The sequence below is a fragment of the Methylobacterium marchantiae genome, from assembly GCF_042679825.1.
GTDB lineage: Bacteria > Pseudomonadota > Alphaproteobacteria > Rhizobiales > Beijerinckiaceae > Methylobacterium > Methylobacterium marchantiae.
This window is the reverse complement of record NZ_JBHTND010000002.1, coordinates 184,047-208,087: the sequence shown is the minus strand read 5'-3', so window position 1 is coordinate 208,087 and position 24,041 is coordinate 184,047. Positions and strand designations below refer to the sequence as shown.

Here is a 24,041-nt window from a genome sequence, read left to right as displayed (position 1 = left end):
TCCTGCTGATGGCCGGGCCCATGCCCGCCCGGGCCGAAATCTCTCCGGGCGACCTCACCCTGACGGTGACGCCGGAGCTCAACGGCAATGCCTCGCCCTTTTCCCGCGAGATGGTGCTGCTCCACATTCGCGGCGTCTATCGGCAGGCCATCCTCCTCGAGGAGGTGGTCCAGCCCTCGCTGGCGAATTTCAGCTGGACCCAGCTCGGCCGCGACACCTGGTCGAAGACCCGGTTGCCGGACGGACAGGTGGCGGTGGCCTTCGACCGCACGATCGCGATCTTTCCCCATCATCCGGGCGATTTCACCATCGAGCCGTTCATCCACCGCCTGACCGTCAACGACGGCGGCACCCGCAAAGTGGTGGACGTTCCCTCGGCTCCCGTCTCCCTGCCCGTCGCCACATGGACGAAGGAGATCGGCGGCCCAGACGTGAAGGAGCCGTGGTGGCTGCCGGCACGGGACGTGACCATCACCGATTCCTGGAGCCCCGACCCGGAGACGGTGAAGATCGGCGAGACCACGAGGCGCATCGTCACCCTGGAGGCGCAGGGTCTGGTGGCCGAGGGGCTGCCGCCGCGGCCGGTCATGCGCACGCGCGGCATCCTGACCTTCGCCGGACCGGTGACGCGGGAGACCATCATCACACCGACGGGGCCGGTGGCTCGGGCGACCTATCAGTGGGATGTACGCCCCGCCGTGTCCGAGATCGTGCCGTTGGAAGCGATCACCATTCCCTGGTTCGACACCGTCTCACGGACCCTGCGCGAGGCGGAGATCCCGGCGCGCCAGATCGGCGGCGGCCTTCCCGACCGTGAGGAGGATGCCAAGCCCATCGCTACGGCCTCGCCGATGATGGTCGCCGCCGCGGCGATCGGAGCCTTCGGCCTCGGTCTCGCCCTCATCGGCTTCGGCATTCCGGCACGCGGGCGTTCCTCGCGCCTCGACCGCGCTACGCGGCGGGCACTCGCGCGGCATGCGGAGACGGGTGACCGAAAGGCCTTCCGCGCGACGCTCGACCCGGTCTTCCAACGCGAGCCCGAACTGGTAAGGGCCTGGCACTCCACGCCCGTGATCGCCGAAGAGCTGGCGGCCCTGGATGCAGGACTCTACGGCCGAAGCGAGGAGGCGACGCCCGATCTCCGGACATTGGCCGGTTATCTGTCGAAACCCGTGAGAAGCTCCACCGTCCCCGCCCCACCTCCGTCCCGTCTGGCGGAACTCGATGGCAGGGCGCAGCCGCTGTAACCTTTGGTTTACCCTGTCCTGTCAGCCTCGCGCGGGAAGCGGGGTGACATGGACCAGGGGTGCGAGACAGCGAGGGGCCAAGCCATGCGGGCCCTGTTCGGGGCCTTCTTCGTCATCCCGGCATGGTTCGGAGCCGCTCAGGCGGCCGATTTCCGCGAGCGCTGGCCCACTCCTTACGGTGCCGAATCGCAATCTCGCGGTACGATCGTCGAGGTCGAGCCGCCGCCGCGCTATTTTCCACGGGCGGAGGAAGACAGCACGCCGCGACGCTACCGGGCCGCGCCGCGACGGGTCGCCTGCATCCCGAGAAGCGTTCCGATCCCCACCGATGCGCCGGATGATCCGAGCTATGTCGGATCGACCTACGGTCTCGGAAAGCCGAGCTATTACGGCATCAAGCCGGCCCTCGGCGTCGACGATCCGTTCGGCCGCTCCCTGCTGCCCTATTGCAACTGAGACCGCTGGCTCGCCGTCTCTGGCGTCCGGCCGCCGAGTTGGGGTAGTCGCAGGATCGTCCGACAGCGCCCGAGATCCAGAAGAATCCCGATGAGCATCCAAGCCTCGTCCGTCGTCCCTCTCCGGTTCGATGCGGTGGCGCCTCTGCGCGCCTGCGTCTCCGATTGGAAGGCGTCGGGTGACCGCGTCGTCCTGGTGCCCACGATGGGCGCGCTGCACCAGGGCCACCTCTCCCTCGTCGACCGAGCACGGGAACTCGGACGGCGGGTCGTCGTCAGCATCTTCGTCAATCCGACTCAGTTCGGGCCGAGCGAGGATTTCTCGCGCTATCCGCGCGACACCGAGACCGACCTCGCACTCCTTGCCGAAATCGGGGTGGACGCCGCCTACCAGCCTTCGGTGGAGACGATGTATCCGAAGGATTTCTCCACCAGCCTCACGGTCGCCGGCATCACGGACGGGCTGTGCGGCGCCTTTCGGCCCGGTCATTTCTCCGGCGTCGCGACCGTTGTGACGAAGCTCGTCAATCAGGTCCAACCGGACGTCGCCCTGTTCGGTGAGAAGGACTTCCAGCAATTGCAGGTCATCCGCCGCGCCGTGCGTGATCTCGATATCCCCGTCGAGATCGGCGGTGTGCCCACTCTGCGGGAAGAGGACGGGCTCGCTCTCTCCTCTCGCAATCGCTACCTCGACGCGGAGGAGCGGAAGGTCGCGCCCGCTCTCCATCGGGAGTTGGTGCGGATCGCCGAGGGATTGAGAGCCGGCGGAGCGGCCTCGACCCTCGTCGCGGCTTCGACCGATCGCCTGATCGAGGCCGGGTTCGGCACCATCCAGTATCTCAGCGTGTGCGATGCCGAGACCCTGGCCCCGGTGGAGCATGCCACGGGACCGACCCGCGTCCTCGTAGCGGCCTATCTCGGCTCGACGCGGCTCATCGACAACGTCGCGGTCTGATCCGGTCTGCCGGTCGATCGAACTCGGGACTGGATCAACAAGCTTCGGAATCCGCCTTGCCGAGCGGCCATGCGGATTCCGTCCGGCTTTACGGCGATCGATTCAGTAGCGCGGCCGATCCAGGCGATGGGCCAGGAAGAAATCGACCATCGCGCGCGATGCATCGGGTCCGCGTCGATCGGTATGGCTGCCCGACGGATCCCCGCCCGACCAGGCATGGCCGAGGCCGCGCACGACCCAGCTTTCCACCACCACGCGATCCGTCTCGTCGGCGTAGCGCGTGCGGGTGAAGGCGAGGCCGCCTGGGCTCACACCCTCCGAGGTCGAGGGATTCAGGGCCTCGACACCGGCCTGGATGAGCACGTGCTCGCCATTGCGAGGGTTGACCGTGGTGTCGCTCTCGCCATGAACCATGATGGTCGGAACCCGTGCGGCCTGAGCCTGCGCGACACCGACGGGCGTCGACGGGCCGAGGCGCATGGTCGTCAGAGCCGAGGAGATATCGCCGGCGCAACCGGCTGCGAGACCCGAATGGACGCCGACGGCGGCGTAGAGTTCGGGATAGGCCAGGGCGATGTTGGCGGCCGCTGCCCCGCCCGCTGAGAGACCGGCGATATAGACCCTGCGCGGATCGACATTGTGCTCGCTCATCACCGCACGGGTGAGACCCGCGATGATCTCCGCTTCACCGGCGCCGCGCGTCTGGTCGCCGGGCTGATACCAGTTCCAGCAGCGCTGGCCGTGAGCCCGCATGCTCTGACCGGGATAGGCCACGATGAACCCTTCCGCATCGGCGAGCTGGTTCATGGCGGTACCCGCGGCGAAATCGTCAGGCGACTGGGTACAGCCATGGAGCATGACGATGAGAGGAGGCTGCGCCACCGTACGGCTCGGAATGTAGAGCTTGTAGTCGCGCGATCCGGCAGCGTTGGAGAAGGCCCGCTCCGTGAACGTTCCGTCTCCGGCCGGTGGTCCCTTGGCAGTGCCGTCCCGGAAGAAGGAGGTCGGATCGAACGCTTCGAATGCGGAGCCTTGGAGTCCCGAGCCTTGGAGCCCGGTTGGAGAAAGACCCGAATTTCCCGGGAGATTGAACTTGCGGGCCACTTGGCCCAGAGCATCGCGCAGGCGCTCCTGCAGACCTTCGGGTATGATACCGGCCGAACCCATCGGCTTTGCCGTCTCGCCGGAACTCTCGATCCGGTAGGATGCATCGATCGTCTGCCCAGATGCCGAAGGCGTCTGGCGCCCGAACAATCCGCGCTGGATCATGTCGGTGGCTTCCTGTAGCCGGCCCGCTCCTGTCAGCTTGGTCGCTTCGACGATCTCGGCCAGACGCGTCTGTATCCGATTGTGCTGATCATCCATCGCTGGATCGCTTTCATGGGTGATGGGATGCAGCCGACGGGATCCGATCGATGCTGGATGCGAAGTGATCCCGCATCGACGATGGGCTTGTTTCGCCTCCGCGCCGACTCGATGTCTGGAAATGTAAGCGGGTTTTATTGCAATGCAATATGTCTTTTATTGCATTGCACCCTCGCATCCCTCAATCGCCGTCGTTCTCGCTGACGTAATCACGCCAGATCGGACTGGCACCGAGATTTGCGACGAAGGTGGCGTGCTGGCTAACTTCCAGAGGGCTCAGACGGTTGCGCAATCGGCGAGGTCCTGTGGCGATCGGTCCATCACTCACCGTGACGCGGCGTAACGGCTCGGGAGATTCCGCGCTCGCGAGACCGAGGCTGGCCTGCTTGCCCCCTAGGAGTTCGACATAGACCTCTGCCAGGATCTGGGCGTCGAGGAGTGCACCATGCTTGGTGCGCCGCGTCGTATCGATCCCGTAGCGGACACAGAGCGCATCGAGGGTGTTGGACGCGCCCGTATGCTTGCGCCGCGCCATCTGCAGCGTGTCGACGACCGTATCGAGGTTGATTTGCGGCGGTCCCTTTTCGCCGAGCCGGGCGAACTCCATGTTGAGGAAGCCGACATCGAAGGGCGCATTGTGGATGACGAGGGGCGCGTCGCCGCAGAAGGCGACGAAATCCGCGACCACGGCCGAGAAGAGCGGCTTGTCGGCGAGGAACGCATCGGACAGGCCGTGGACGCCGAAGGCACCCTGGGACACCGGCCGTGTCGGGTTGACGTAGCGGTGGAACGTGACCCCGGTCTGGACGTGGTTGATGAGCTCGACGCAGCCGATCTCGATGAGCCGGTCCCCGTTCTTGGCATCCGTCCCGGTGGTCTCGGTATCGAGGACGATCTCACGGAGCATGGTGCGGTCCATTCGAGAGGATACGGAACGATCGGTCAGGCGCGACGGCCGTCGGAGAGGCGCTCGATGAGAGCGTCGACCTGATTTTCGGCACCAGCAAGGCCAAGCCCGGTATCGATGAGGAAGTCGGCGCGTGCGCGTTTCTCCGCATCTGGCATCTGCTTGGCGAGGATGGCGGCAAACGCCGCCTCGGACATGCCGGGACGCGCCAGGACACGCTGCCGCTGAACCTCGGAATCCGCCGTCACCACCAGGACCGCGTCGCATCTCGCGTCCCCGCCGGTCTCGAACAGGAGGGGAATGTCGAGGATCATCAGGGATGCGGCGGCGTGCTCGTCGAGGAAGCGTTGCTCCTCCTCACGGACGAGGGGATGGATTGCGGCCTCCAGCTGAGCAAGGGATTCAGGCCGGCCGAGCACGTGGTCCCGCAGGCGTGCGCGGTCGACGGAGCCATCACTTCCGATCGCATCGGGAAAGAGATCGGCGATGAGGCGGGCACCCGCTCCTCCCGCCGAGTAGAGCCGCCGCACTGCCGCATCCGCGTCATGGATCGGTATGCCGCGCCGGGCGAACATGGCGGCGGTGGTCGATTTTCCCATGCCGATGGACCCGGTGAGCCCGAGAATGAAGGGCCGGGTCATCGCTTCGCCACCAGATCGGCGACGATCAGGGCGCGCAATTCCCGCGTCACCACGGGACGGGTTCCGAACCAGCGCTCGAAACCCGGCACGGCCTGGTGCAGCAGCATGCCGAGCCCGTCGATCACGCGATGCCCTCTCGCCGCGGCTGCCGCGAGAAGCGGCGTCTCCAGCGGCGAATAGACGATATCGGCAACGGCACAGTCAGCGGGCAAGTTTTCCAGCGCGATGTCGAGTTGCGGCTTGCCGGTCATGCCGAGGGAGGTGGTGTTGACGAGAAGCCGCGCGCCGCGGAGAGCATCATCGAGTCCGTCCCAGTCAACGGCTTCGACGCGGGTAGGGTCGAGGCCGGCAATGGCCTCGGACCGCGAGCGCGTACGGTTGGCCACGAGGATGCGGGTCGCCGGACGGTCGAGGAGGCCCGCGACCACGGCCCGTGCCGCTCCCCCCGCCCCGAGGATCACGACGTCGCCGGCATCCACGCTGAGCCAGTCCGGTCCGAGGGTCTCGTCGAGATGGGCGGTAAAGCCGACGGCGTCGGTATTGTCGCCCACGAGACGCCCCTGCCCGTCGAAGGAGAGCGTGTTGACCGCGCCGATCCTCCGGGCGGCGTCCGTCAGCACGTCGGCCCCGGTGAAGGCAGCTTCCTTGTGCGGCAGGGTCACGTTTCCGCCGGCGAACCCATCTGCTTTCAGGCCGCGCAGAAAAGTCCCGAAATCCTCCGGCGCCACGTCGATCCGCTCGTAGGAACCGTCGAGCCCGAGGGTGGCGAGCCAATGTCCGTGGATCATCGGCGACCGGGAATGGGCGATCGGATGACCGACGACGAAGGCTTTGATCATGAATGGGTCTCGCGAGGCGTTCGGGATCAGAAGGCCGGGATCAGAAGGCAAGCCAGCCTTGGCTTCGCAACCGGTCGAGCAATCCGGTCAGCGGCAGGCCGAGGATGGTGGCATGAGCCCCCTCGATCGCTGTGAACAGATGAATGCCGAGGCCTTCCAACTGGTATCCGCCCACCGTGCCGGTGACGCGATCATGCCCGGCGATCGCCAGATAGGTATCGATGGCGGACGCGCTCAGATCCCGCATGGTCAGACGGGCCTCGTCGTGAAGGAGGTCAGGCTCCCGTCCCGGCACGATGAGGGCAGCGGCGGAATGCAACGAATGCGTCTTGTTCGATAGCCGGCTCAATTGAAGTCTGGCAACGTCGAGAGAGGAGGATTTATGAAACACCTCCCCCTCGCAGGCGAGAACCTGATCCGCGGCCAGGACGATCCTGTCTCCGACCGTGGCTGCCACCGCACGTGCCTTGGTGAGGGCCAACCGGAGGGCGAGATCGGCGGGAGTGAGAGGGCCGGCCTCGGCCTCGATGGCGCGCTCGTCGACATTCGGGACCACGACCTCCACGTCGAGGCCGGCAGATTCGAGGAGATGCCTGCGCGTCGGCGAACCGGAGGCGAGGACGAGCGGACGTTCGGGCAGCCAGAGACGGGTCATCACGGATCTCGCTTCGCGCGTCATGCCACGATGAATTTGAGGCGGTGCTCGCGGTGCAGATCGAGGATCGACGCAGCTGTCTCCTCGATCGAGCGCCTGGTCACGTCGATGGTCGGCCAGCGATGCCGGTTGCAGAGTTTGCGGCAGGCAGCGATCTCGTCCGCCACCGCATCGCGATCGACATAGAGCGAGGTGTCGTCGGCCTTCAGGCTGAGGAGGCGGTTCTGCCGAATCTGCACGATCCTCTCCGGAGAGGCGAGCAATCCGACGATGAGCGGCTTGCGGGCATTTTCCAGACTGGGCGGTACCGGCATGCCTGGCACCAGGGGGAAATTCGCGGTCTTCAGGCCGCGATTGGCGAGATAGATCGCGGTGGGTGTCTTCGATGTCCGGCTGACGCCCACGAGGATCACGTCGGATTCGTCGATGTCGAAGGGCAGGTTGCCGTCGTCATGGGCAAGGGTGAAGTTCATCGCGTCGATGCGCTTGAAATACTCGGCGTTCAGCATGTGCTGCGCCCCCGGCCGGGCGGTCGTCTCCGCACCGAGATAGGATTGGAGCAGGGCGTGGACCGGCTGCAGGACGGAGAGGCACGGTGAACCGGTCTCGCGGCAGGCGGCTTCGAGCCGCTCCGTCAGGTCGTGCCCGACCAGGGTGTAGAGGACGAGGCCTGGAGCCGCCTCGATCTCGGAGATGACACGCTCGAGCTGCGCGGAGGACCGGACCAGCGGGTAGACGTGCTCGATGGCCGAGACGCCTTCGTACTGCGCCGCCGCGGCGCGTCCGACATTGATGAGGGTCTCGCCGGTGGAATCCGAGACTAGATGGAGGTGGAAGTAGCTGCGACTCATCGGAAATTCCCATCCCAGGCCATCGGATGGGCGTGAGGGATCACCGGGTTATCCAACACACCTGAGAGCCGGAGTCGACAGATGGGGATAAAGCCACCCGTCAGAGACCCGATCGGAATTCCTCACCGAATTGTCGACTCTTCCGTCAACATGCAACACCAGTGCCCTCGCTCCGATCTCGTTTTGGGAGATTCAAGGAGGGTTCGGGCGGACGGGTACCGTGGTGGCGCACAAGTCCCTGATCGGACTTCCGCTTCTGGAAAGTTAGCGCGAACCCGTTAAAGTCCCGTTAACGCCGGTGCCGAGGGGATGGGGTGTGGATAAGTCCGCGTTCCCATCATCCCCCGTCCAATAGAAAAAACAGAGTCCTAGAATCTCTCTTTTCCTATTAGATAGGCGGGACGGGACAGGCCTTTCCGGCCACCTTCGAAGGCGCTCGAAGCGAAGGGGCTTTCGAGGAGAGGCTCTCGGATCGAGAAGGCCCTCGGTGGTAAAAGGACGTTCCGGGGCGAAGGGATTTCCCGATGCGAAGGGACCTACCCATGCAAAGGGACTTCCCGAGAGCACGCAGTGACGTCATAGCTCTGTCCCGATAGGACCGAACTCTTCCAATCAACGATGGACCGGGCAGAGAGACGCATGACACGTCGTGACACCACCGATCGTGCGCTGATCCAGGTTCTCGAGGGCAAAGCCGCCAGGATTCCGCCCGCCTGGATGATGCGCCAGGCCGGGCGATACCTTCCGGAATATCGCGAGGTGCGGGCCAAGGCCGGCTCCTTCCTCGATCTCTGTTACAACCCGGATTTCGCCACCGAAGTGACGCTGCAGCCGATCAGGCGTTTCGGCTTCGATGCGGCGATCCTCTTCTCGGACATCCTCGTCGTACCCGATGCCCTCGGGCAGAACGTCCGCTTCGTCGAGGGTGAAGGTCCCAGGCTCGATCCGGTCCATGGCCGGGACGAATTCGCCCGCCTGAAACAGGCGGAGGATCCGAGCATCTTCCAGCATCTGGAACCGGTCTTCGAAACCGTTCGACGCCTGCGCCATGAGCTTCCCGCGGAGACGACGCTGCTCGGATTCTGTGGTGGTCCCTGGACGGTGGCGAGCTACATGATCGGCGGCCGCGGAACGCCGGACCTCGCCCCGGCCCGGGCCCTCGCCGATAGCGACACGGCGCTGGTGCAGGAACTCATCGACCGGCTGGTCTCGGTGCAGATCGAGTATCTGTCGCGGCAGCTCGAAGCGGGTGCCGACGCGGTCCAGATCTTCGAATCCCATGCCGGTTCGCTCCCCCAGGCGCCGGATGCGAGCGCCGACGCCCTGAAGCATTGGAGCTTCGCGCCCATCGCCCGGATCGTCGACGGGGTCCGAGCCCGCGTACCAGGGGCCAAGATCATCGTCTTCGCCCGCGGTTCGGGCCTGGAAGGCCATGCCCGCGTCATGGATGAGACCGGGGCGGACGCCGTCGGCGTCGATTGGAGCGTCGACCTGAAGGCCCTGCGCAGTGCCGTAGCGCCACGCACCGTGACCCAGGGCAACATTCACCCCGAAACGCTGATCGAGGGTGGCGAGGCCCTCGACGCCGCCGTGGATGGCGTCCTGGAAGCGACGGCGGGAGTGCCGCACATCTTCAACCTCGGACACGGCATCACGCCGCAGACGCCGATCGCCCATGTGGAGCGGATGCTCGCCAGATTGCGGCGCTGACGGTCCACATGGGCGACACGCTCTATCCCTGGATCAAGGCCATCCACGTCATCGCGGTGATCTCGTGGATGGCTGGGCTGCTCTATCTGCCGCGCCTTTTCGTCTACCACGCGTCGCTGCCCGCCGATGCGGCCTCCTCGGCCCAGTCGGAGACGTTCAAGGTCATGGAGCGGCGCCTGATGAAGGCGATCATGAACCCGGCCATGATCGTCACATGGTTGCTCGGCCTGTTCCTCGCTTGGCAGAGCGGGTTCTACGCCTCCGGCTGGATGCAGGCGAAGTTCGTCCTGGTCCTGGCAATGAGCGGCTGCCACGGCTGGTTCTCGCGGATGGTCAAGGATTTCGCCGCCGACCGGAACATTCGGAACCACCGCTTCTACCGGATGGTCAACGAGGTGCCGACGCTCCTCATGGTCGCCATCGTCGTCCTCGTCGTCGTCAAACCGGGATTCGGTTCATGATTTCATCGCGTAGAATGCAGCAGCGCTACCGGGCATGGGGCTTTGCCGCCGCCGCGATGCTGGGCGCGTCCGGTGCCGAGGCCGCGAGTTTCCCCTGCGAGAAGGCCGAGACGCCCGACGAGAAGGCGATCTGCGGCCACCTGTCCCTCAACGATCTCGACGTCGAGATGGCGGTCCGGTTCGAGATCCTGCGCGGGCTCCTGCCCATGGGCGGCAATGCCAAGCTGCGCGACGACCAGGAGGCGTGGCTGGAGGAAAGACGGACCTGCGCAGCCGACGTCGCCTGCCTGACCAGGGCCTACGAGGCGCGGCTGAAGACCCTGCGCGGCGTCTTTTCGGAATTCGCCAAACAGGGTCCGCTATAGAGCTCAGCCCAGCCGGGCGAGCAGGCGGTCGATCAACGGATTGTCCGCACCGAAGGCGTAGTCGATCCGTCTGACGCTGACCGCACTCGCTCCCGATTTCACGAGGTCGTCGACGAGATCGAATGTCGCATCGACCGGGCAGTGGAGCACGATCTCGGCGCCGCGATGTTCCGGCATGCCGTAGGGGAGCTGCGCATCGTGCAGGGCGCTGATTCCGGCGAGATCGAGATTGCCGTCCTGGGGCATCGCTGCGCGGATCTCGCGGGTCAGGCGGGCGCGCTCCTCCGCCGCGATCCGGCCGAGCACGGTGCGCAGGGCCTTCTTCTGGCTCTGGCCCCAGGAGGCCGTCAGAGAGGCGACGAGATTGGCCTCCGAGCGCAGGATGATGCCGTCGTCGAGGATCTTCAGGGCGTTGGCCGCGAGCGTCGCACCCGTCGTCGTGATGTCGACGATGATCTCCGAAGAGCCGGAAGCGGGAGCCCCCTCGGTGGCGCCGAGGCTTTCCACGATCCGGTAATCGGCGACCCCGTGTTCGGCGAAAAAACGCCGTGTCAGATTGACGTATTTCGTGGCGATGCGCAGGCGTCGCCCGTGGCGAATGCGGAGTTCGGCCGCGACCTCGTCGAGATCGGTCATGGCGCGGACATCGATCCAGGCCTGCGGCACGGCGACGACCACCGTCGCCTGGCCGAAACCGAGGGGCGTCAGCAATTCCACCTGTCCGCGCGCATCGGGGAGGCTCTCGCGGATGAGATCCTCGCCGGTGACGCCGAGATGGGCCGTGCCGCTGGCGAGCTGGTTGGCGATCTCCGAGGCCGAGAGGTAGCGCACCTCCACATCGGGTACGCCCACGAGCTTGCCGCGATAGTCGCGCGCACCCGCTCCTTGCGCGAGCTTCAGCCCGGCTCGCGCGAAGAACGCGGAGGCGTTCTCCTGCAGGCGTCCCTTCGAGGGTACGGCGAGAACGAGGGGACCGTTGGGCACGTCTCGGCCGGAATCCTGCGGAATCGGAGCGGTCTCAGCCACGGGATGATCCTTCCGACGTAAGCACGCGTGACAGCCAGATGGCGCAGCCCACTGCCGGCATCGGGGTCGGGCTGCCCAGATGCTGGAGCAGTCCGTCGTAACGGCCGCCGCCGACGAGGGGAGCACCCGCCCGCTCCCGCGTCACCTCGAAGATGAAGCCGGTATAGTAATCGAGATTGCGCGCGAAGCTGCCGGAGAAGCGGAAGCGCTCCACGTCGAGACCGCGAGCGGCCATGAAGCCGGTGCGCTCCTCGAACAGGCCGAGGGCCGCCTCCAGGGGCGCGTAGATGATGCCCGCCGAGGATGCGAGCTCGCGCATGGAGCGGGCGGCCTGATCCGGATCGCCCGAGATGGCGCGGTAGCGCTCGACGACGGCACGGTTCTCCGCATTGAGTCCGGCTCCGCCATTCGCCTGCGCCGAGGCCTTGGCGAGGAAGCGCTCCGCGATCTCGCCGGCGCTGCGGCCCCCGACGCGGGAGATCCCGGCGATCGACAGTACGTCCTCGACGAAGGCGCGCACGCCCTTCGGATCCTGGCCCTGGATCGCGGCGAGAAGCCCGGCATGCGGGTCTTCCACCGTCGCGACATTGGTGACGTCGTCGAGGGAGCGTCCCGCCGCGAGCGCCCGCAGGGTCCGTCGCTTGGCGGCCGGCGGCACGTTGAGACCGTCGAGGAGGGCATCGATGACGCCCATATCGCCGAGCCTCACCGAAACATCGCCGGCTCCGAGGAGGTCGAGGCCTTCGAGGGCGAGGCCGAGCACTTCGGCATCCGCCGCCGGGACATCGGTACGGCCGATGGATTCGATGCCGGCCTGCAGGAACTCCTCCGCCTCGCCCGAGCCGAGCCGGAAGACCGGGCCGAGATAGCTGTAATCGGCGGTCGCGCCCACGCCCTTTGTCAGATGCTGGCGGCAGACCGGGATCGTGAATTCCGGCCGCAGGCAGAGTTCGGCCCCGGACGCATCCTGCGTCACGAAGATGCGCCGTCGGATCTCCTCGCCGGACAATTCGAGGAACGGCTCGACCGGCTGGAGCACGGCCGGGGTCACCGCGCCGTAGCCGTATCCCGAGAAATGCGCGAGGAGCCGCGTTCCCTCATCCGCTCGCACGGTGTCGATCGGATCGACTGCCTCCGGTCTCGTCATGATTCACTCGCCGTCTGATGCGCGTCCTTTATCAACCGCATCCGGACTTGGCGACCACCCTGGGAGCGCGAAGAACGCCGATCCCGCATGCGGATAGGAAGCCCGGATCAGATCCAGCCCTGCAATTCGCGGCGGACCACGTTCTCGATCACCTTCATCCCGAGATCGCTGTCGTTGAGGCACGGAATGTAGGCGAAGCGCTCGCCGCCATTCTCCTCGAAATAATGCCTGTTCTCGCCGTCGAGCTCCTCCAGGGTCTCGAGGCAATCGGCGGTGAAGCCCGGCGCCACGATGGCCATGCGCTTCACACCGGACTTGGCCAGGTTCTGGACGGTCTCGTCGGTATAGGGCTTGAGCCATTCCTCGTTGCCGAAGCGCGACTGGAAGGTCGTTCGCATCCGCTCCGTCGAGAAGCCGAGGGCCTCACGGATCAGGCGGCCGGTCTTCACGCACTGGCAATGATAGGGATCGCCCTTGAGAAGATAGCTCTTCGGCACGCCGTGGAACGAGGTGAGGATCACCTCCGGCTCGAAATCCAGCTTGGCGAGTCCCTCGCGGATGGAAGTGGCCATGGCCTCGATATAGACCGGGTCGTCGTGATAGGGCGCAGAGACTCTGACGGTCGGCTGCCAGCGCATCTGCATCAGCGCCTTGAACGCCTGGTCGCAGGCGGTGGCCGAGGTGGCTGCGGCATATTGCGGGTAGAGCGGCACCAGCAGAATGCGGTCGCAGCCCTGGTCGAGCAGGGCCTGGATGCGCAGCGATACTTCCGGCTTGCCGTAGCGCATGGCCCAATCGACCACCACCGCATCGCCCATCGCCGCCTGCAGCCGCTCGGATTGCCCACGGGTGATGGTCTTCAGCGGCCCCTCGTCGCGCTCGTTGTTCCACACGCTGGCATAGTCGCGCCCCTTCGGCCCGGGACGCTTGGTGAGGATGATGAGATTGAGGATCGGCCACCAGATCAGTCGCGGCACTTCGATGACGCGCCGGTCGGACAGGAATTCCTTGAGATAGCGGCGCATCGGCCAGTAGCTCGTGCCCTCCGGCGTGCCGAGATTCATCAGGAGCACGCCGACCCGGCCCCAGCGCACGCGAGGATGCTCCGGCGGGAGGGCGGCGGTCTCGGAGGAGCCTGTCTGCAACGGCATGATGTCCTTGAGGGACGTCGGTTCGACGCGTTCGTTCATCGGGTTTCCGAAGCGCCCGGGTTCGGCGCAGTTGTCTGGGGAAGCATATCTATCTAGAGCACGAGACCTGCCAGCGACCATCTCGTCAATGAAGGCGCGACATGCCGTCTCCCCGGTACTTCTTCAACCACTTCATGCCGTTCACCGGCTACCCCTATAAGGGGGCACCGACCGTCTGCAATCTCTGCGGATCGGGCGAGACGGTGACGGTGGCCGAAACCGACCGGCGACTGAAGACGCTGAAATCCATCGCCTGCGCCCAATGCGGACTGATTCGCACCGACCCTATGCCGACCCCGGACGAATTGGCGCATTACTACGCCCATGCCTACCGGGCGGATTACCAGCTGGCCTTCGCTGGCGGACCGCCGCGCCATCACCTCAACCGAAGCGCCCGTGAGGCGACCTTTCGTGCGGATCTCCTCGCTCCGAAACTGAAGCCCGGCGCGCGAGTCCTGGATTTCGGTTCGGGCTCCGGCGAGTTCCTGGCGGCCGCCCGGGCGAAGGGCTGCGAAGCGGTCGGCGTCGAGCCCGGGCGGGACTACTCGGCCTATGCCCGCGAGCATCACAAGGTCGAGGTCCTCGACGATGCCGATGACGACCGCTTTCCCGCCGGGCATTTCGACGTGATCTCGACCCACCACGTGCTCGAACACCTGCGCGATCCGGCGGTGGTGATGGAGCGGCTGTCGCGCTGGCTGAAACCCGACGGGGTCCTCTACGCCGCGGTTCCGAATATGGCCGCCACCGGCAAGCCGCCGCACGAGCGTTTCCATTTCGCCCATGTCCACGGCTACGTCCGCGAGACCTTCGATCTCCTCGCCCGCCGGGCCGGCCTCGTGCCCCATCCCGATTACTGGCGCGAGGACACGACGGTGATCTACCGGAAGACCGATGCGCCGGTGGGCGAACTGGCCAATCCCGGCCTCGCCCAGCGCCTCGCCGTCGATCTCAAGCCGATGCCGGCCGCCGCCTACCTGGTCTCCGGCGCCTGGATCTGGCCGATGATCCGCCGCAACGCCAAGGCGGTCCGGGACGGTTTCGCGTCGCGCTAGGAACGATCCCGGTTTCATGAGGCCGGTGTCGCATCGGTTTCATCCTCGGTGTCCACATTCGGCGGTGAGAGGGTCGTCCACTGCCTGTCCCGCTCGTGGAGATCTGCCGCAATGCCTCGTCCTACCCGTCGTCAGACCCTGAGCCTCGGACTCGGGGCGGGTCTCGCGACAGGCTGGCCGTCTCCGGCCTCCGCCGGGTCGATCGAACCGACCTTCACCCTGCTTCTCGTCAACGACGTCTACCTGATGTCGGAGGTGGACGGCCGCGGCGGCTTTCCCCGTCTCAATGCGGTGGTGAAGGCCGAGCGGGCCCGCGGCGTGCCGATGCTCTACGCCCATGCCGGCGACACCCTGTCCCCTTCGCTGATGTCGGGCTTCGATCGCGGTGCGCATATCATCGAGCTCCTGAACATCGCCCCCCCCGACGTCTTCGTGCCGGGCAACCACGAATTCGATTTCGGCCCCACCACTTTCGCCCAGCGTATGCGGGAAGCGGCCTTTCCCGTCTTCGCCGCCAATCTTCGGAGTGCGGAAGGCAAGCCGCTGACCGGAATTCGCGACCGGACGATCGTGACCCTCGGAGGCATCCGGATCGGGATCGTCGGCATCGCCCTCGCGAGCACGCCCGAGAAGTCGCAATCGGGCGATCTCGTCTTCGGTCCCGAGATCGAGACATTGCGGACGCAAGCCCAGGCCCTCCGCGACGAAGGGGCCGACTTCATCGTCGGGATCTGCCATACGGCGCGCGTCACGGACGAGGCCATCGTGGCGGCGCGGATCGTCGACATCCTGCTGTCGGGCCACGATCACGACCTCATCATGCAGTATGACGGCCGCAGCCTCCTGGTCGAGTCGAGCTTCGACGCCCGCTACGTCACCGCCATCGACGTTGCCGTGACGGTAAAGGGGGACGGAAAGACCAGATCCCTGTCGTGGCATCCGAACTTCCGTGTCTACGACACCGCCGACGTCACGCCCGATCCCGAGACCCTCGCTCTGACGCAGCGCCTCGAAGGGCGGTTGTCGCGGGAGCTCGACGTGTCGGTCGGGACCATCAGCACACCCCTCGACAGTCGCATCTCCACGGTGCGTCTCCGCGAGGGGAGTTTCGGCAACCTCGTCGCCGACGCCCTTCGCGCGGCGACAGGGGCGGAGATCGCCATCACCAATGGCGGCGGCATCCGTGGCAACCGGCTCTATCCAGCGGGCACCGTCCTGACCCGGCGCGACATCCTCACCGAACTCCCCTTCGGCAACACGACGGTTCTGGTCTCGCTGAAAGGGGCACAGGTGCGCGACCTGCTGGAATCGGCCTTCGCCGATCTCGGCCGTCCGGCCGGACGGTTCCCGCAGGTCTCCGGTCTCGTCGTCACCCTCGACCCGGCGGCGGGTGCGGGACACCGCATTCTGTCCATTCTGGTGGATGGGAGACCGCTCGACGAGGCGCGCTCCTACACCGTGGCCTCGAACAACTTCCTCTACGATGGCGGCAACGGCTACGGCATCCTCGCCGACGGGCGCACTCTCATCGGCGCCACCGACGGCAAGCTCGTCGCCAACGAGGTCATGGCCTATATCGGCCGGCATGACCCCCTCTCCGTTCCCGATGATGGCCGGATCGTGATTCGGTGACGGCATCCGGTCCTGTCTCCACCGCCCTCGACCGATTCCGGTCCTCCGGCTCGTCCTGGCTCCGGCTGCCGTTCTTTTCCGGAGATGCGGCCGATGCCGTATGCGCGCGGGTCGATCGCCGGATCGCGGAAGGTTCGAGCGTCCTGCCCTCCCCCGACACCGTCTTCCGTGCCCTGACCCTGACGCCCCTGGAAGCAGTCAAGGCCGTCATCCTCGGCCAGGACCCCTACCCGACACCGGGCGACGCCAACGGTCTCGCCTTTTCCTATGTCGGTCCCCGCCGGCTTCCGGCCTCGCTCAAGGTGATTCTCGCCGAACTACCGGGTGCTCCTACGAGCGGTGATCTCACACCCTGGGCACGGCGTGGCGTGCTACTCCTGAACTCGGCCCTCACCGTCGAGGCCGGCAAGTCGGGTGCGCATCTGCGCTACGGCTGGTCCGCCCTCACCGATCAGGCCGTGAAGGCCGTGTCTGATCGTTCCGAACCTGCCGTGTTCCTGCTCTGGGGCGCGCAGGCGCGGTCACGCGCGGCGCTCATTGATCGGGCGCGCTGCGGAGTGGTCGAGACCGGCCATCCCTCCCCCCTCAACCGCCATCGCGACTTTTCCGGAACACGACCCTTCGACGAGGCCAATGCCTGGCTCGTCTCCAGGGGCGCCACACCCGTCGACTGGTCCCTCGGCTGACAGGGCGAAAGGGTCGCTTTGACAGGCTGATCGGGCAGTCTATCTCGGAAGAGCAGCATAAGCGGAACTTAAGAATCCGCATCGCCTCGAGGAAACGCCGTCCATGCGCCTGAAACCCGTTCTCGCCGGTGGCCTCGCCGCTGGTCTGCTCCTGACTAGCCTGGCCGAGGCCCAGATCCGAAATGCGCCGCCGCCGCGGGCCCTGGAATTTGCCGCCTACATCTTCGCCGCCGCCAATGTCTGCGGCTACCGGATCGGCGTCGATGAGTTCGACGCCCTGCTGCAGAAGCAGGGTGTGAAGGCCGCCGATGTCGGACCGCGAGGCCCCTTCGGCGGTAAGGTCCAGACCATCTTCGCGCTGATGTCGAACCAGATGCAGCTCAACCGCGAACAGGCCTGCCTCGCGGTGGCCGGTGAATACGGCCCGGAGGGCAATGTCACCAAGAACGTGCTGCTGCCGCCCGCTATGGAAGGCGCACCAGCCGAATCGAAGCCTCCGGCCGAGGCCAAGCCGGCCCAGTAGGCCCCGCCATTCCGTGCACGCATCGGGACCCATTCGCGTTCCGGTGCGGGATCGCCTATATCGGACCCGTTCCAAGTCCGAAGGTCAGAGATCCATGGCGACGGCGTCGTTCGACACCGCCGGTCGCGACGTCAACGTCGTGACCGCAATCGAGAAGCTCCCCGAGTTCCAACCGGATGCCGTCCCGCCGGGACGGTCCTCCCTCATCGGGCTGACCCGCGAGGAATTGAAGGGGCGCCTTGCCGCCATCGGCGTGTCGGAGCGCGAGCAGCGCATGCGCTCGGGCCAGCTCTGGCACTGGCTCAACGCGCGCGGTGCCACTTCCTTCGATCAGATGACCAATGTCGGCAAAGGCCTCAAGGCCGAGCTGGCTCAGGCCTACACCCTCGAACGCCCGGAAGTCGTCAGCGAGCAGATCTCGCGTGACGGTACCCGCAAGTGGCTGCTGCGCATGGCGCCCACCGGCAAGCACGACCACAATCGCGGTGCCGAGATCGAGTGCGTCTACATTCCCGGCCGTGGGCGCGGGACCCTCTGCGTCTCGTCCCAGGTCGGCTGCACCCTCACCTGCAGCTTCTGCCATACCGGAACGCAGCGGCTGGTGCGCAACCTGACCGCCGCCGAGATCACGGCGCAGGTGGTGGTGGCCCGCGACCGGCTGAACGACTGGGTCGGCCAGAACCCGGTGCCCGCCGGCGAAGACGAGACCCGCCGCGCCGTCACCAACATCGTCTTCATGGGCATGGGCGAGCCGCTCTACAACATCGACAACGTCATCGATTCGGTGGGCGTCATGTCGGATCAGGAAGGCCTCGGCCTCTCGCGCCGGCGCATCACCGTCTCGACCTCCGGCGTCGTGCCGCAGATGCAGCGGCTCGGGGTCGAAGCGCATGCCATGCTGGCGATCTCGCTCCATGCGGTGCGCGACGACCTGCGCGACACGCTGGTGCCGCTCAACCGCAAGTATCCCCTGGCCGAGCTGCTGGCGGCCTGCCGCAACTATCCCGGGCTCAACAATGCCCGCCGCATCACCTTCGAGTACGTCATGCTGAAGGGCGTCAACGATTCCGACGCAGATGCGCGCGAACTCGTCCGTCTGCTCAAGGGCATTCCGGCCAAGATCAACCTGATCCCGTTCAATCCCTGGCCCGGCAGCATCTACGAATGCTCCGACTGGGAGCGGATCGAGCAATTCTCCGAGATCGTCTATGAGGCCGGCTACGCTTCGCCGGTCCGGACGCCGCGCGGTCGTGACATCCTGGCGGCCTGTGGCCAGCTCAAGAGCGAGACCGAGAAACTGCGCGCCCGCGCCCGGATGATGCTCGAAGACGGGATCGGCGCCGAGGGAGTCTATGCCGGGGCCGATGACGACGAGGCCTGATCGCATCCCATGCGGCTCCTCGGCCGTCTGATCTGGGCCTGCCTCGCTTTGTGTCTCGCCATTCCCTGCGGGGGCCTGGTTCTCGTCGCCGTCATTCTGCTCGATCCGGTCTCGAGCGAGGTGCTCACCCGTCTCGGCCTGTTCGGCTTCTTGCAAGGGATGACCGATCTCGCTTCCGGGATCGGGCCCGACGCGCTGCTTGTGCTGGCTGCAGGTATTGCCCGGGCCGGATTCATCCTTCTGGTGCTACCGCCTGTCGTCATGGCGCTGATCGGCGAGGCGATGGGCCTGCGCAACGCCCTGGCATATGCGCTCGGCACGGGCATCTCCACCGCCCTGATCCCCTGGTTGATGCGGGGCGCATCGGGCTCCGCTGCCACCCATCATCTCGTCGTCGAGGGCAGGGTGACCGCCCTGCTGTTCCTTGCGGGAGCGGCTGCCGGGCTGGTCTATGGCTGGATCGCCATACGCGACCGGCCGGCCGGCGCCTGAAACGTCACCCCTCTCGAAACGTTGCCCGTTCCGGATCATCGTTCGGCACCTGGATCGGTGGAGAGCCCTGCATGACGGATGTGGCATGACCGGACGTCGCTTCAGCCTCGCCTTCGCGTTCCTCTGCAGTCTCCCTGGAGCGGTGTCTTCCGGACCGGTTCTCGCTCAGGCCATCCGCGCACTGCCTCCGATCCCGTCCGACGATGCGCGCATCCTTCCGGTTCTCGGCGCCCACGGCATGGTATCCTCGCAGGATGCCCTGGCGACCCGCATCGGCGTGTCGATCCTGAAAGGCGGCGGGAATGCCGTCGATGCCGCCGTCGCCGTCGGTTTCGCCCTCGCGGTGACGCTGCCCCAGGCCGGCAATCTCGGCGGCGGCGGGTTCATGCTCGTCCGGCTGGCCGGGACGGGCGAGACCGTGGCGATCGATTTTCGCGAGACGGCGCCTCGTGCTGCACGGGAGGACATGTTCCTGAAGTCCGACGGGCAGCCCGACCGGGGCGCCTCCACCCGCACCGGAAAGGCCGTCGGCGTTCCCGGCTCCGTACGGGGATTGGCCGAGGCGCACCGCCTCTACGGCTCCGGCCGCTTCACCCTGGCGCAGCTCATCGCTCCGGCCCGGGCGCTGGCCCGGGACGGGATTCCCGTCGAGGGCGGGCTTGCCGATTCGCTTCCCCGCGCCAGCGACCGCCTCGGCCGCTGGCCATCGAGCCGGGCCGTGTTCTTTCGCGACGGCCGTTCCCTCACGCGGGGCGATGTCCTGGTCCAGCCCGATCTCGCCGCGACCCTGGCGGCCATCGCCGAACGTGGTCCCGACGCCTTCCATACCGGTCCCATCGCCGAGCGGATCGCGGCTGCGGTACAGGGCGCCGGCGGGGTGATGACAGAGGAGGATCTTTCCGCCTATCGCCCCGTGATCCGCCAGCCGATCCGGGGGAGCTATCGCGGCTACGAGATCGTCTCGATGCCGCCGCCGAGTTCCGGCGGCGTCCACCTCGTCGAGATCCTCAACATCCTCGAAGGGTTCGATCTCGCAGCGATGGGTGCGGGCAGCGCGCAGGCGCTCCATACCCTCGCAGAGGCGATGAAGCCCGCCTATGCCGACCGCGCTACCTGGCTCGGCGATCCGTCCCGCTCGGAGGTGCCGGTGCGGGGCCTCACCGCCAAGGCCTATGCCGAGACCCTGCGCGCCGCGATCGACCCTGCCCGCGCCCGCTCGGCGGAGGCTGTGAAGGCCGGGGACCCGCTTCCCTACGAATCCGACCACACCACCCACTACTCCGTGGTGGACCGTGCCGGAAATGCCGTCTCCACCACGACGACGCTCAACTTCTCCTACGGTCTCGGCCTCGTGGCAGAGGGGACCGGCGTTCTCCTCAACAACGAGATGGACGATTTTTCCGCCAAGACCGGAAGCGTCAACGCCTACGGCCTCGTGGGCGGTCCGGCCAACGCGGTGGCGCCCGGCGCCCGGCCGCTCTCCTCGATGACGCCGGCCATGGTGCTGAAGGACGGACGCCTCGTCCTCGTCACCGGAAGCCCGGGAGGGAGCCGCATCATCTCCACGGTGCTGCAGGTGATCGTCAACGTCATCGACTTCCGCATGAACCTCGCCGAAGCCGTCACCGCGCCGCGCATCCACCATCAGTGGCGCCCGGATACGCTGTTCGTCGAGGACGGGCTCTCTCCGGATACCCTTGCGCTGCTTCGGGCGAAGGGGCACGAGATCCGGGTAGGATCGAGTTCCGGATCGGCCAATTCGGTGATGACGGGGAACGGGCTCGTGGCCGGAGCCTCTGATACGCGCCAGCGCGGAACCCTCGCCGAGGGGGACTGACGCCCATCCGGAGCACCGGATGGTGCCGCGGGAGCGCCCGCGCTACAGGAGGGGCATCATCCTGGGTTTCCGATGCTCATTCTTCGCTCCATCGCCTTCAACATCGTCTTCTATCTCGCCACCGCCCTCGTCGCCCTCGGCGGGTTGCCGGCCCTCGTCTCCGAGAAGGCCACGATTCGTGTGGCTCAGTTCTGGGCGCGGGTGAGCCTGTGGCTGCTGAGGGTGGTGGGCGGCGTGAGCGTCGAGTTCAGGGGGCTGCATCATCGACCGCCCGGCGCCCTCCTCGTGGCGGCCAAGCATCAATCCGCCCTCGAAACCCTGGCCCTCGTCACCGCCTTCCCGGACTTCGCCTACATCCTCAAGCGCGAGCTTCTCTGGATCCCGCTGTTCGGCTGGTTCCTCTCTCGCTCCGGCATGGTCGCCATCGACCGATCGAAGGGCGCCCGCGCCATGGCCGCCATGAACGAGGCGGCCGCACGTGCCATCCGCGAGGGACGCCAGCTCATCATCTTCCCCGAGGGAACCCGCAAGGCGCCAGGCGCACCTCCCGTCTACAAGCTCGGCATCACCCACCTCTACGCCGCCCTGGGCGTGCCCTGCATGCCCGTCGCCCTCAATAGCGGCCTGTACTGGCCCCGCCGCCAGCTCACCCGCCGGCCCGGCACCACCGTCATCGAGTTTCTTCCACCCATCGCCCCGGGGCTCGAACGCACCGCCTTCTTGGAAGAGATGCAGAAGCGGATCGAATCCGCCTCCGATGCCCTTCTCGCCTCCGGTCGGGCCGAACTGGCAGCGCGCGGTCATGCCGTGCCCGAGCCCGCCTCCGTCGGCGAGCCGTCCCGAACCGCCTGACCTCTCGTTCTATCCACAGGCTGTGGATAAGTGCTCCCGAGGCCCCGTTCGCAGAGCGAAATAGGGACTCTTGACGGTTCGAAACGGTTAAGATTATTCTGGAACATATGGCGAACAGAGAGGCCATTTCCGGTCTGGTGCCGCAGGGCCCGAACGGATGGCGATCGACGCTGAATCCGTGATCCGGAGACCCGCCCATGCGCGAAGTACGTCTGAGGACGGCAGCCAGCCTGCGCGGCACTCCTGCCTTGGCGTTGAGCGCTTGGCGCGGTCGTTCCGGGCGCCGCTACGTCGTCGGCATCCACGAGCTGGCCGAACTCGAACTCGACGATATGGGGGAGGCTGTGGTCATGGCCGTGCGTCGGAACTCGGCGGGAATCGGCGAACTCGTCGCCGTCGCCGCGGCGGGTTCGAGCCCGCGGGAGCGGCTGACCCGCAACTGGATCGCCCGTGCTCGCCATGGCGGCGCCACCGAGATGCATGTCCATCGCTTGGCCGAGGACGAGGCCGAACGGGGCCAGATCGTCGCCGACCTTCATGTGGACCGGACCACGAACGCTGCTGCCTGAATCGATGGGCGGCCATGCTTTCGCCGCGTTGAGACCCGCCAAAGCTCACTCACGGATATGCCTCGTCGATGGCGATGGGGTTCTTGAGATCGAGGCGAGTGGACGATGGCGCAGGGACCGGACTTGACGGCCAGGAAACGGCCCTCGCGCACCGGCCTGTTCCTGCCCTACATCCTCCTCCTCGCCGTCGTTCTCCTGTGGAGCGCCGGCTGGTTCTGGATCCGCGGTAAGGCGGAATCCGAGATGGATGCCTGGCTCGCCCGCGAGGCCTCGGCCGGACGCAACTGGACCTGCGCCGATCGCTCGATCACCGGCTATCCCTTCCGCATCGAATTACGCTGCGCCTCCCTCGCCTTCTCCCGAGCTGACAGCCGCTTCACCCTCGGACCGCTGACGGCGGTCGTGCAGGTCTATCAGCCGCGCCAGGGCATCCTGCAGGCAACAGGACCGTTCCACGTGGAACAGGACGGTCTCGTCGCCGACGCGACCTGGACCGCACTGGAAGCGAGTTTCCATGGCGCCTCGGACGGATTCGTCCGCGCATCCCTGGTGGTCGATGCGCCCAAGGTCAGCGTGAAGAATGCCGGGCCGCAACCGATCGACGTCGCCGCTAAGCACCTCGAATTCCATGCCCGTCCGACACCCGCCCGCTTCGCCACGGATGGCGCGGTCGATACGAGCCTGCGACTGACACAGGCCGCCGTGCCGCTCCTCGACCCATTGCTCGGCAATACGACCCCCGTCGACATGGCCCTCGACGCCACGGTGAACCAGGCGGCGGTCTTCCGGACTGGACAGGTGGCGCGGGAGCTCGAAACCTGGCGCCAGGCCGGCGGCAGCCTCGAGATCGCCCTGCTCTCGCTGGTGAAGGGCGATAGCCGTCTTCAGGCCCAGGGGAAGATCGCTCTCGACGACGAGCACCGCTCCACCGGCCAGATCGATATCCGCGCCGCCGGAGTGGAGGCCCTGGTCGGCCAGATCATGGGCCAGCGCTTCGGAGCCGAGAAGGGCGCGCTGATCGGAGGCTTGGTCGGCAAGCTCCTCGGCGGCGGCAGCCGTCGCCAGGAAGCGGAGACCGGCACTGCGCCCGTGTCGGGGGATGCGTCCCTCAAGGCGATGCCACCCCTGCGCCTCGCCGAGGGACGCCTGATGCTCGGTCCATTTCCGATCCCCAACGTCCAGGTGCCGCCGCTGTATTGA

General features: G+C 66.6%; 25 protein-coding genes. 16 read left to right on the top strand and 9 right to left on the bottom strand.

Annotation, left to right across the window (positions count from 1 at the left end):
* The first annotated feature begins 8 nt into the window (after positions 1–8).
* From ACFQ4G_RS02425 to panC, 3 genes are all read left to right on the top strand, one after another.
* On the top strand, positions 9–1,247 hold the full coding sequence (locus tag ACFQ4G_RS02425; protein ID WP_238203381.1) for a hypothetical protein: 1,239 nt from the start codon (positions 9–11) through the stop codon (positions 1,245–1,247).
* Between the two features lie 84 nt (positions 1,248–1,331).
* Positions 1,332–1,703 carry a hypothetical protein gene (locus ACFQ4G_RS02420; protein WP_379039616.1) on the top strand — a complete coding sequence of 124 codons (372 nt, stop codon included), beginning with the start codon at positions 1,332–1,334 and terminating at the stop codon, positions 1,701–1,703.
* Positions 1,704–1,793: 90 nt separating this feature from the next.
* The gene (gene panC / locus ACFQ4G_RS02415) at positions 1,794–2,657 is read left to right on the top strand and encodes a pantoate--beta-alanine ligase (protein WP_238203316.1); all 864 of its coding nucleotides are present in this window, start codon (positions 1,794–1,796) and stop codon (positions 2,655–2,657) included.
* Positions 2,658–2,759: 102 nt separating this feature from the next.
* Here panC and ACFQ4G_RS02410 read toward each other — a convergent pair whose 3' ends face one another.
* The 6 genes from ACFQ4G_RS02410 to ACFQ4G_RS02385 form a co-directional block, all read right to left on the bottom strand.
* Complete coding sequence (locus ACFQ4G_RS02410) at positions 2,760–4,022, bottom strand: extracellular catalytic domain type 1 short-chain-length polyhydroxyalkanoate depolymerase (RefSeq protein ID WP_238203314.1); 1,263 nt, start codon at positions 4,020–4,022, stop codon at positions 2,760–2,762.
* Between the two features lie 181 nt (positions 4,023–4,203).
* Positions 4,204–4,929, bottom strand: a complete 726-nt coding sequence (gene dnaQ / locus ACFQ4G_RS02405) for a DNA polymerase III subunit epsilon (RefSeq protein ID WP_238203312.1) — start codon at positions 4,927–4,929, stop codon at positions 4,204–4,206.
* 35 nt (positions 4,930–4,964) lie between these two features.
* Positions 4,965–5,570, bottom strand: coding sequence for a dephospho-CoA kinase (coaE, locus tag ACFQ4G_RS02400; RefSeq protein ID WP_238203310.1), 606 nt, complete (start codon positions 5,568–5,570; stop codon positions 4,965–4,967).
* Positions 5,567–6,409: a shikimate dehydrogenase gene (locus ACFQ4G_RS02395; protein ID WP_238203308.1), complete on the bottom strand. Its 843-nt coding sequence runs from the start codon at positions 6,407–6,409 to the stop codon at positions 5,567–5,569. The genes coaE and ACFQ4G_RS02395 overlap by 4 nt, the downstream gene beginning before the upstream one ends.
* 40 nt (positions 6,410–6,449) lie before the next feature.
* On the bottom strand, positions 6,450–7,064 hold the full coding sequence (locus ACFQ4G_RS02390; protein WP_238203306.1) for a Maf family protein: 615 nt from the start codon (positions 7,062–7,064) through the stop codon (positions 6,450–6,452).
* Positions 7,065–7,084: 20 nt separating this feature from the next.
* Positions 7,085–7,915 (bottom strand): pyruvate, water dikinase regulatory protein, encoded by an 831-nt coding sequence (locus tag ACFQ4G_RS02385; protein WP_238203304.1) that lies wholly within the window; start codon positions 7,913–7,915, stop codon positions 7,085–7,087.
* 639 nt (positions 7,916–8,554) lie between these two features.
* On the opposite strand from ACFQ4G_RS02385, the gene hemE reads away from it, so the two are divergent.
* From hemE to ACFQ4G_RS02370, 3 genes are read left to right on the top strand one after another with little or no spacing between them, the layout of a single operon-like run.
* The gene (gene hemE / locus ACFQ4G_RS02380; protein WP_238203296.1) at positions 8,555–9,625 is read left to right on the top strand and encodes a uroporphyrinogen decarboxylase; all 1,071 of its coding nucleotides are present in this window, start codon (positions 8,555–8,557) and stop codon (positions 9,623–9,625) included.
* Positions 9,626–9,633: 8 nt separating this feature from the next.
* The gene (gene hemJ / locus ACFQ4G_RS02375; RefSeq protein WP_238203294.1) at positions 9,634–10,086 is read left to right on the top strand and encodes a protoporphyrinogen oxidase HemJ; all 453 of its coding nucleotides are present in this window, start codon (positions 9,634–9,636) and stop codon (positions 10,084–10,086) included.
* A 14-nt stretch (positions 10,087–10,100) separates the two neighbouring features.
* Positions 10,101–10,451 carry a lysozyme inhibitor LprI family protein gene (locus ACFQ4G_RS02370; RefSeq protein ID WP_238203380.1) on the top strand — a complete coding sequence of 117 codons (351 nt, stop codon included), beginning with the start codon at positions 10,101–10,103 and terminating at the stop codon, positions 10,449–10,451.
* Between the two features lie 3 nt (positions 10,452–10,454).
* On the opposite strand, the gene hisG is transcribed toward ACFQ4G_RS02370, so the two are convergent.
* The 3 genes from hisG to hemH form a co-directional block, all read right to left on the bottom strand.
* Positions 10,455–11,435, bottom strand: a complete 981-nt coding sequence (hisG, locus tag ACFQ4G_RS02365; RefSeq protein ID WP_238203371.1) for an ATP phosphoribosyltransferase — start codon at positions 11,433–11,435, stop codon at positions 10,455–10,457.
* Between the two features lie 34 nt (positions 11,436–11,469).
* Positions 11,470–12,624, bottom strand: coding sequence for an ATP phosphoribosyltransferase regulatory subunit (locus tag ACFQ4G_RS02360; RefSeq protein WP_238203293.1), 1,155 nt, complete (start codon positions 12,622–12,624; stop codon positions 11,470–11,472).
* 107 nt (positions 12,625–12,731) lie between these two features.
* Entirely contained in the window at positions 12,732–13,814 is a 1,083-nt protein-coding gene (hemH, locus tag ACFQ4G_RS02355) for a ferrochelatase (protein ID WP_238203291.1), read from the bottom strand.
* 101 nt (positions 13,815–13,915) lie between these two features.
* Between hemH and ACFQ4G_RS02350 the strand changes: the two genes are divergently transcribed.
* From ACFQ4G_RS02350 to ACFQ4G_RS02305, 10 genes are all read left to right on the top strand, one after another.
* The gene (locus tag ACFQ4G_RS02350) at positions 13,916–14,869 is read left to right on the top strand and encodes a class I SAM-dependent methyltransferase (RefSeq protein ID WP_238203289.1); all 954 of its coding nucleotides are present in this window, start codon (positions 13,916–13,918) and stop codon (positions 14,867–14,869) included.
* 111 nt (positions 14,870–14,980) lie between these two features.
* A complete protein-coding gene (locus ACFQ4G_RS02345) occupies positions 14,981–16,501 on the top strand; it encodes a bifunctional metallophosphatase/5'-nucleotidase (RefSeq protein WP_238203287.1) in 1,521 nt (506 codons plus the stop codon).
* Positions 16,498–17,187 (top strand): uracil-DNA glycosylase, encoded by a 690-nt coding sequence (locus tag ACFQ4G_RS02340; protein WP_238203285.1) that lies wholly within the window; start codon positions 16,498–16,500, stop codon positions 17,185–17,187. The genes ACFQ4G_RS02345 and ACFQ4G_RS02340 overlap by 4 nt, the downstream gene beginning before the upstream one ends.
* Positions 17,188–17,290: 103 nt before the next feature.
* Positions 17,291–17,710, top strand: a complete 420-nt coding sequence (locus ACFQ4G_RS02335; RefSeq protein WP_238203278.1) for a hypothetical protein — start codon at positions 17,291–17,293, stop codon at positions 17,708–17,710.
* A gap of 94 nt (positions 17,711–17,804) precedes the next feature.
* A complete protein-coding gene (gene rlmN / locus ACFQ4G_RS02330; RefSeq protein WP_238203276.1) occupies positions 17,805–19,091 on the top strand; it encodes a 23S rRNA (adenine(2503)-C(2))-methyltransferase RlmN in 1,287 nt (428 codons plus the stop codon).
* 9 nt (positions 19,092–19,100) lie between these two features.
* On the top strand, positions 19,101–19,583 hold the full coding sequence (locus tag ACFQ4G_RS02325; RefSeq protein ID WP_238203274.1) for a hypothetical protein: 483 nt from the start codon (positions 19,101–19,103) through the stop codon (positions 19,581–19,583).
* A gap of 85 nt (positions 19,584–19,668) precedes the next feature.
* Entirely contained in the window at positions 19,669–21,420 is a 1,752-nt protein-coding gene (gene ggt, locus ACFQ4G_RS02320; RefSeq protein WP_238203273.1) for a gamma-glutamyltransferase, read from the top strand.
* 72 nt (positions 21,421–21,492) lie between these two features.
* Positions 21,493–22,272, top strand: coding sequence for a lysophospholipid acyltransferase family protein (locus ACFQ4G_RS02315; protein ID WP_238203272.1), 780 nt, complete (start codon positions 21,493–21,495; stop codon positions 22,270–22,272).
* A gap of 197 nt (positions 22,273–22,469) precedes the next feature.
* Positions 22,470–22,841, top strand: a complete 372-nt coding sequence (locus tag ACFQ4G_RS02310) for a hypothetical protein (RefSeq protein ID WP_238203271.1) — start codon at positions 22,470–22,472, stop codon at positions 22,839–22,841.
* Positions 22,842–22,946: 105 nt separating this feature from the next.
* Positions 22,947–24,041 (top strand): DUF2125 domain-containing protein, encoded by a 1,095-nt coding sequence (locus ACFQ4G_RS02305; protein WP_238203270.1) that lies wholly within the window; start codon positions 22,947–22,949, stop codon positions 24,039–24,041.

Coding starts and splice junctions, on each gene's coding strand:
- ggt (WP_238203273.1), top strand. CDS start 19,669: ATGACCGGACGTCGCTTCAGCCTCGCCTTCGCGTTCCTCTGCAGTCTC.
- ACFQ4G_RS02305 (WP_238203270.1), top strand. CDS start 22,947: ATGGCGCAGGGACCGGACTTGACGGCCAGGAAACGGCCCTCGCGCACC.
- rlmN (WP_238203276.1), top strand. CDS start 17,805: ATGGCGACGGCGTCGTTCGACACCGCCGGTCGCGACGTCAACGTCGTG.
- ACFQ4G_RS02420 (WP_379039616.1), top strand. CDS start 1,332: ATGCGGGCCCTGTTCGGGGCCTTCTTCGTCATCCCGGCATGGTTCGGA.
- ACFQ4G_RS02385 (WP_238203304.1), bottom strand. CDS start 7,915: ATGAGTCGCAGCTACTTCCACCTCCATCTAGTCTCGGATTCCACCGGC.
- ACFQ4G_RS02425 (WP_238203381.1), top strand. CDS start 9: ATGGCCGGGCCCATGCCCGCCCGGGCCGAAATCTCTCCGGGCGACCTC.
- ACFQ4G_RS02325 (WP_238203274.1), top strand. CDS start 19,101: ATGCGGCTCCTCGGCCGTCTGATCTGGGCCTGCCTCGCTTTGTGTCTC.
- ACFQ4G_RS02310 (WP_238203271.1), top strand. CDS start 22,470: ATGCGCGAAGTACGTCTGAGGACGGCAGCCAGCCTGCGCGGCACTCCT.
- hemH (WP_238203291.1), bottom strand. CDS start 13,814: ATGAACGAACGCGTCGAACCGACGTCCCTCAAGGACATCATGCCGTTG.
- ACFQ4G_RS02335 (WP_238203278.1), top strand. CDS start 17,291: ATGCGCCTGAAACCCGTTCTCGCCGGTGGCCTCGCCGCTGGTCTGCTC.
- coaE (WP_238203310.1), bottom strand. CDS start 5,570: ATGACCCGGCCCTTCATTCTCGGGCTCACCGGGTCCATCGGCATGGGA.
- ACFQ4G_RS02315 (WP_238203272.1), top strand. CDS start 21,493: ATGCTCATTCTTCGCTCCATCGCCTTCAACATCGTCTTCTATCTCGCC.
- ACFQ4G_RS02395 (WP_238203308.1), bottom strand. CDS start 6,409: ATGATCAAAGCCTTCGTCGTCGGTCATCCGATCGCCCATTCCCGGTCG.
- ACFQ4G_RS02345 (WP_238203287.1), top strand. CDS start 14,981: ATGCCTCGTCCTACCCGTCGTCAGACCCTGAGCCTCGGACTCGGGGCG.
- ACFQ4G_RS02360 (WP_238203293.1), bottom strand. CDS start 12,624: ATGACGAGACCGGAGGCAGTCGATCCGATCGACACCGTGCGAGCGGAT.
- hemE (WP_238203296.1), top strand. CDS start 8,555: ATGACACGTCGTGACACCACCGATCGTGCGCTGATCCAGGTTCTCGAG.
- ACFQ4G_RS02410 (WP_238203314.1), bottom strand. CDS start 4,022: ATGGATGATCAGCACAATCGGATACAGACGCGTCTGGCCGAGATCGTC.
- ACFQ4G_RS02390 (WP_238203306.1), bottom strand. CDS start 7,064: ATGACCCGTCTCTGGCTGCCCGAACGTCCGCTCGTCCTCGCCTCCGGT.
- panC (WP_238203316.1), top strand. CDS start 1,794: ATGAGCATCCAAGCCTCGTCCGTCGTCCCTCTCCGGTTCGATGCGGTG.
- ACFQ4G_RS02370 (WP_238203380.1), top strand. CDS start 10,101: ATGCAGCAGCGCTACCGGGCATGGGGCTTTGCCGCCGCCGCGATGCTG.
- ACFQ4G_RS02350 (WP_238203289.1), top strand. CDS start 13,916: ATGCCGTCTCCCCGGTACTTCTTCAACCACTTCATGCCGTTCACCGGC.
- hemJ (WP_238203294.1), top strand. CDS start 9,634: ATGGGCGACACGCTCTATCCCTGGATCAAGGCCATCCACGTCATCGCG.
- dnaQ (WP_238203312.1), bottom strand. CDS start 4,929: ATGCTCCGTGAGATCGTCCTCGATACCGAGACCACCGGGACGGATGCC.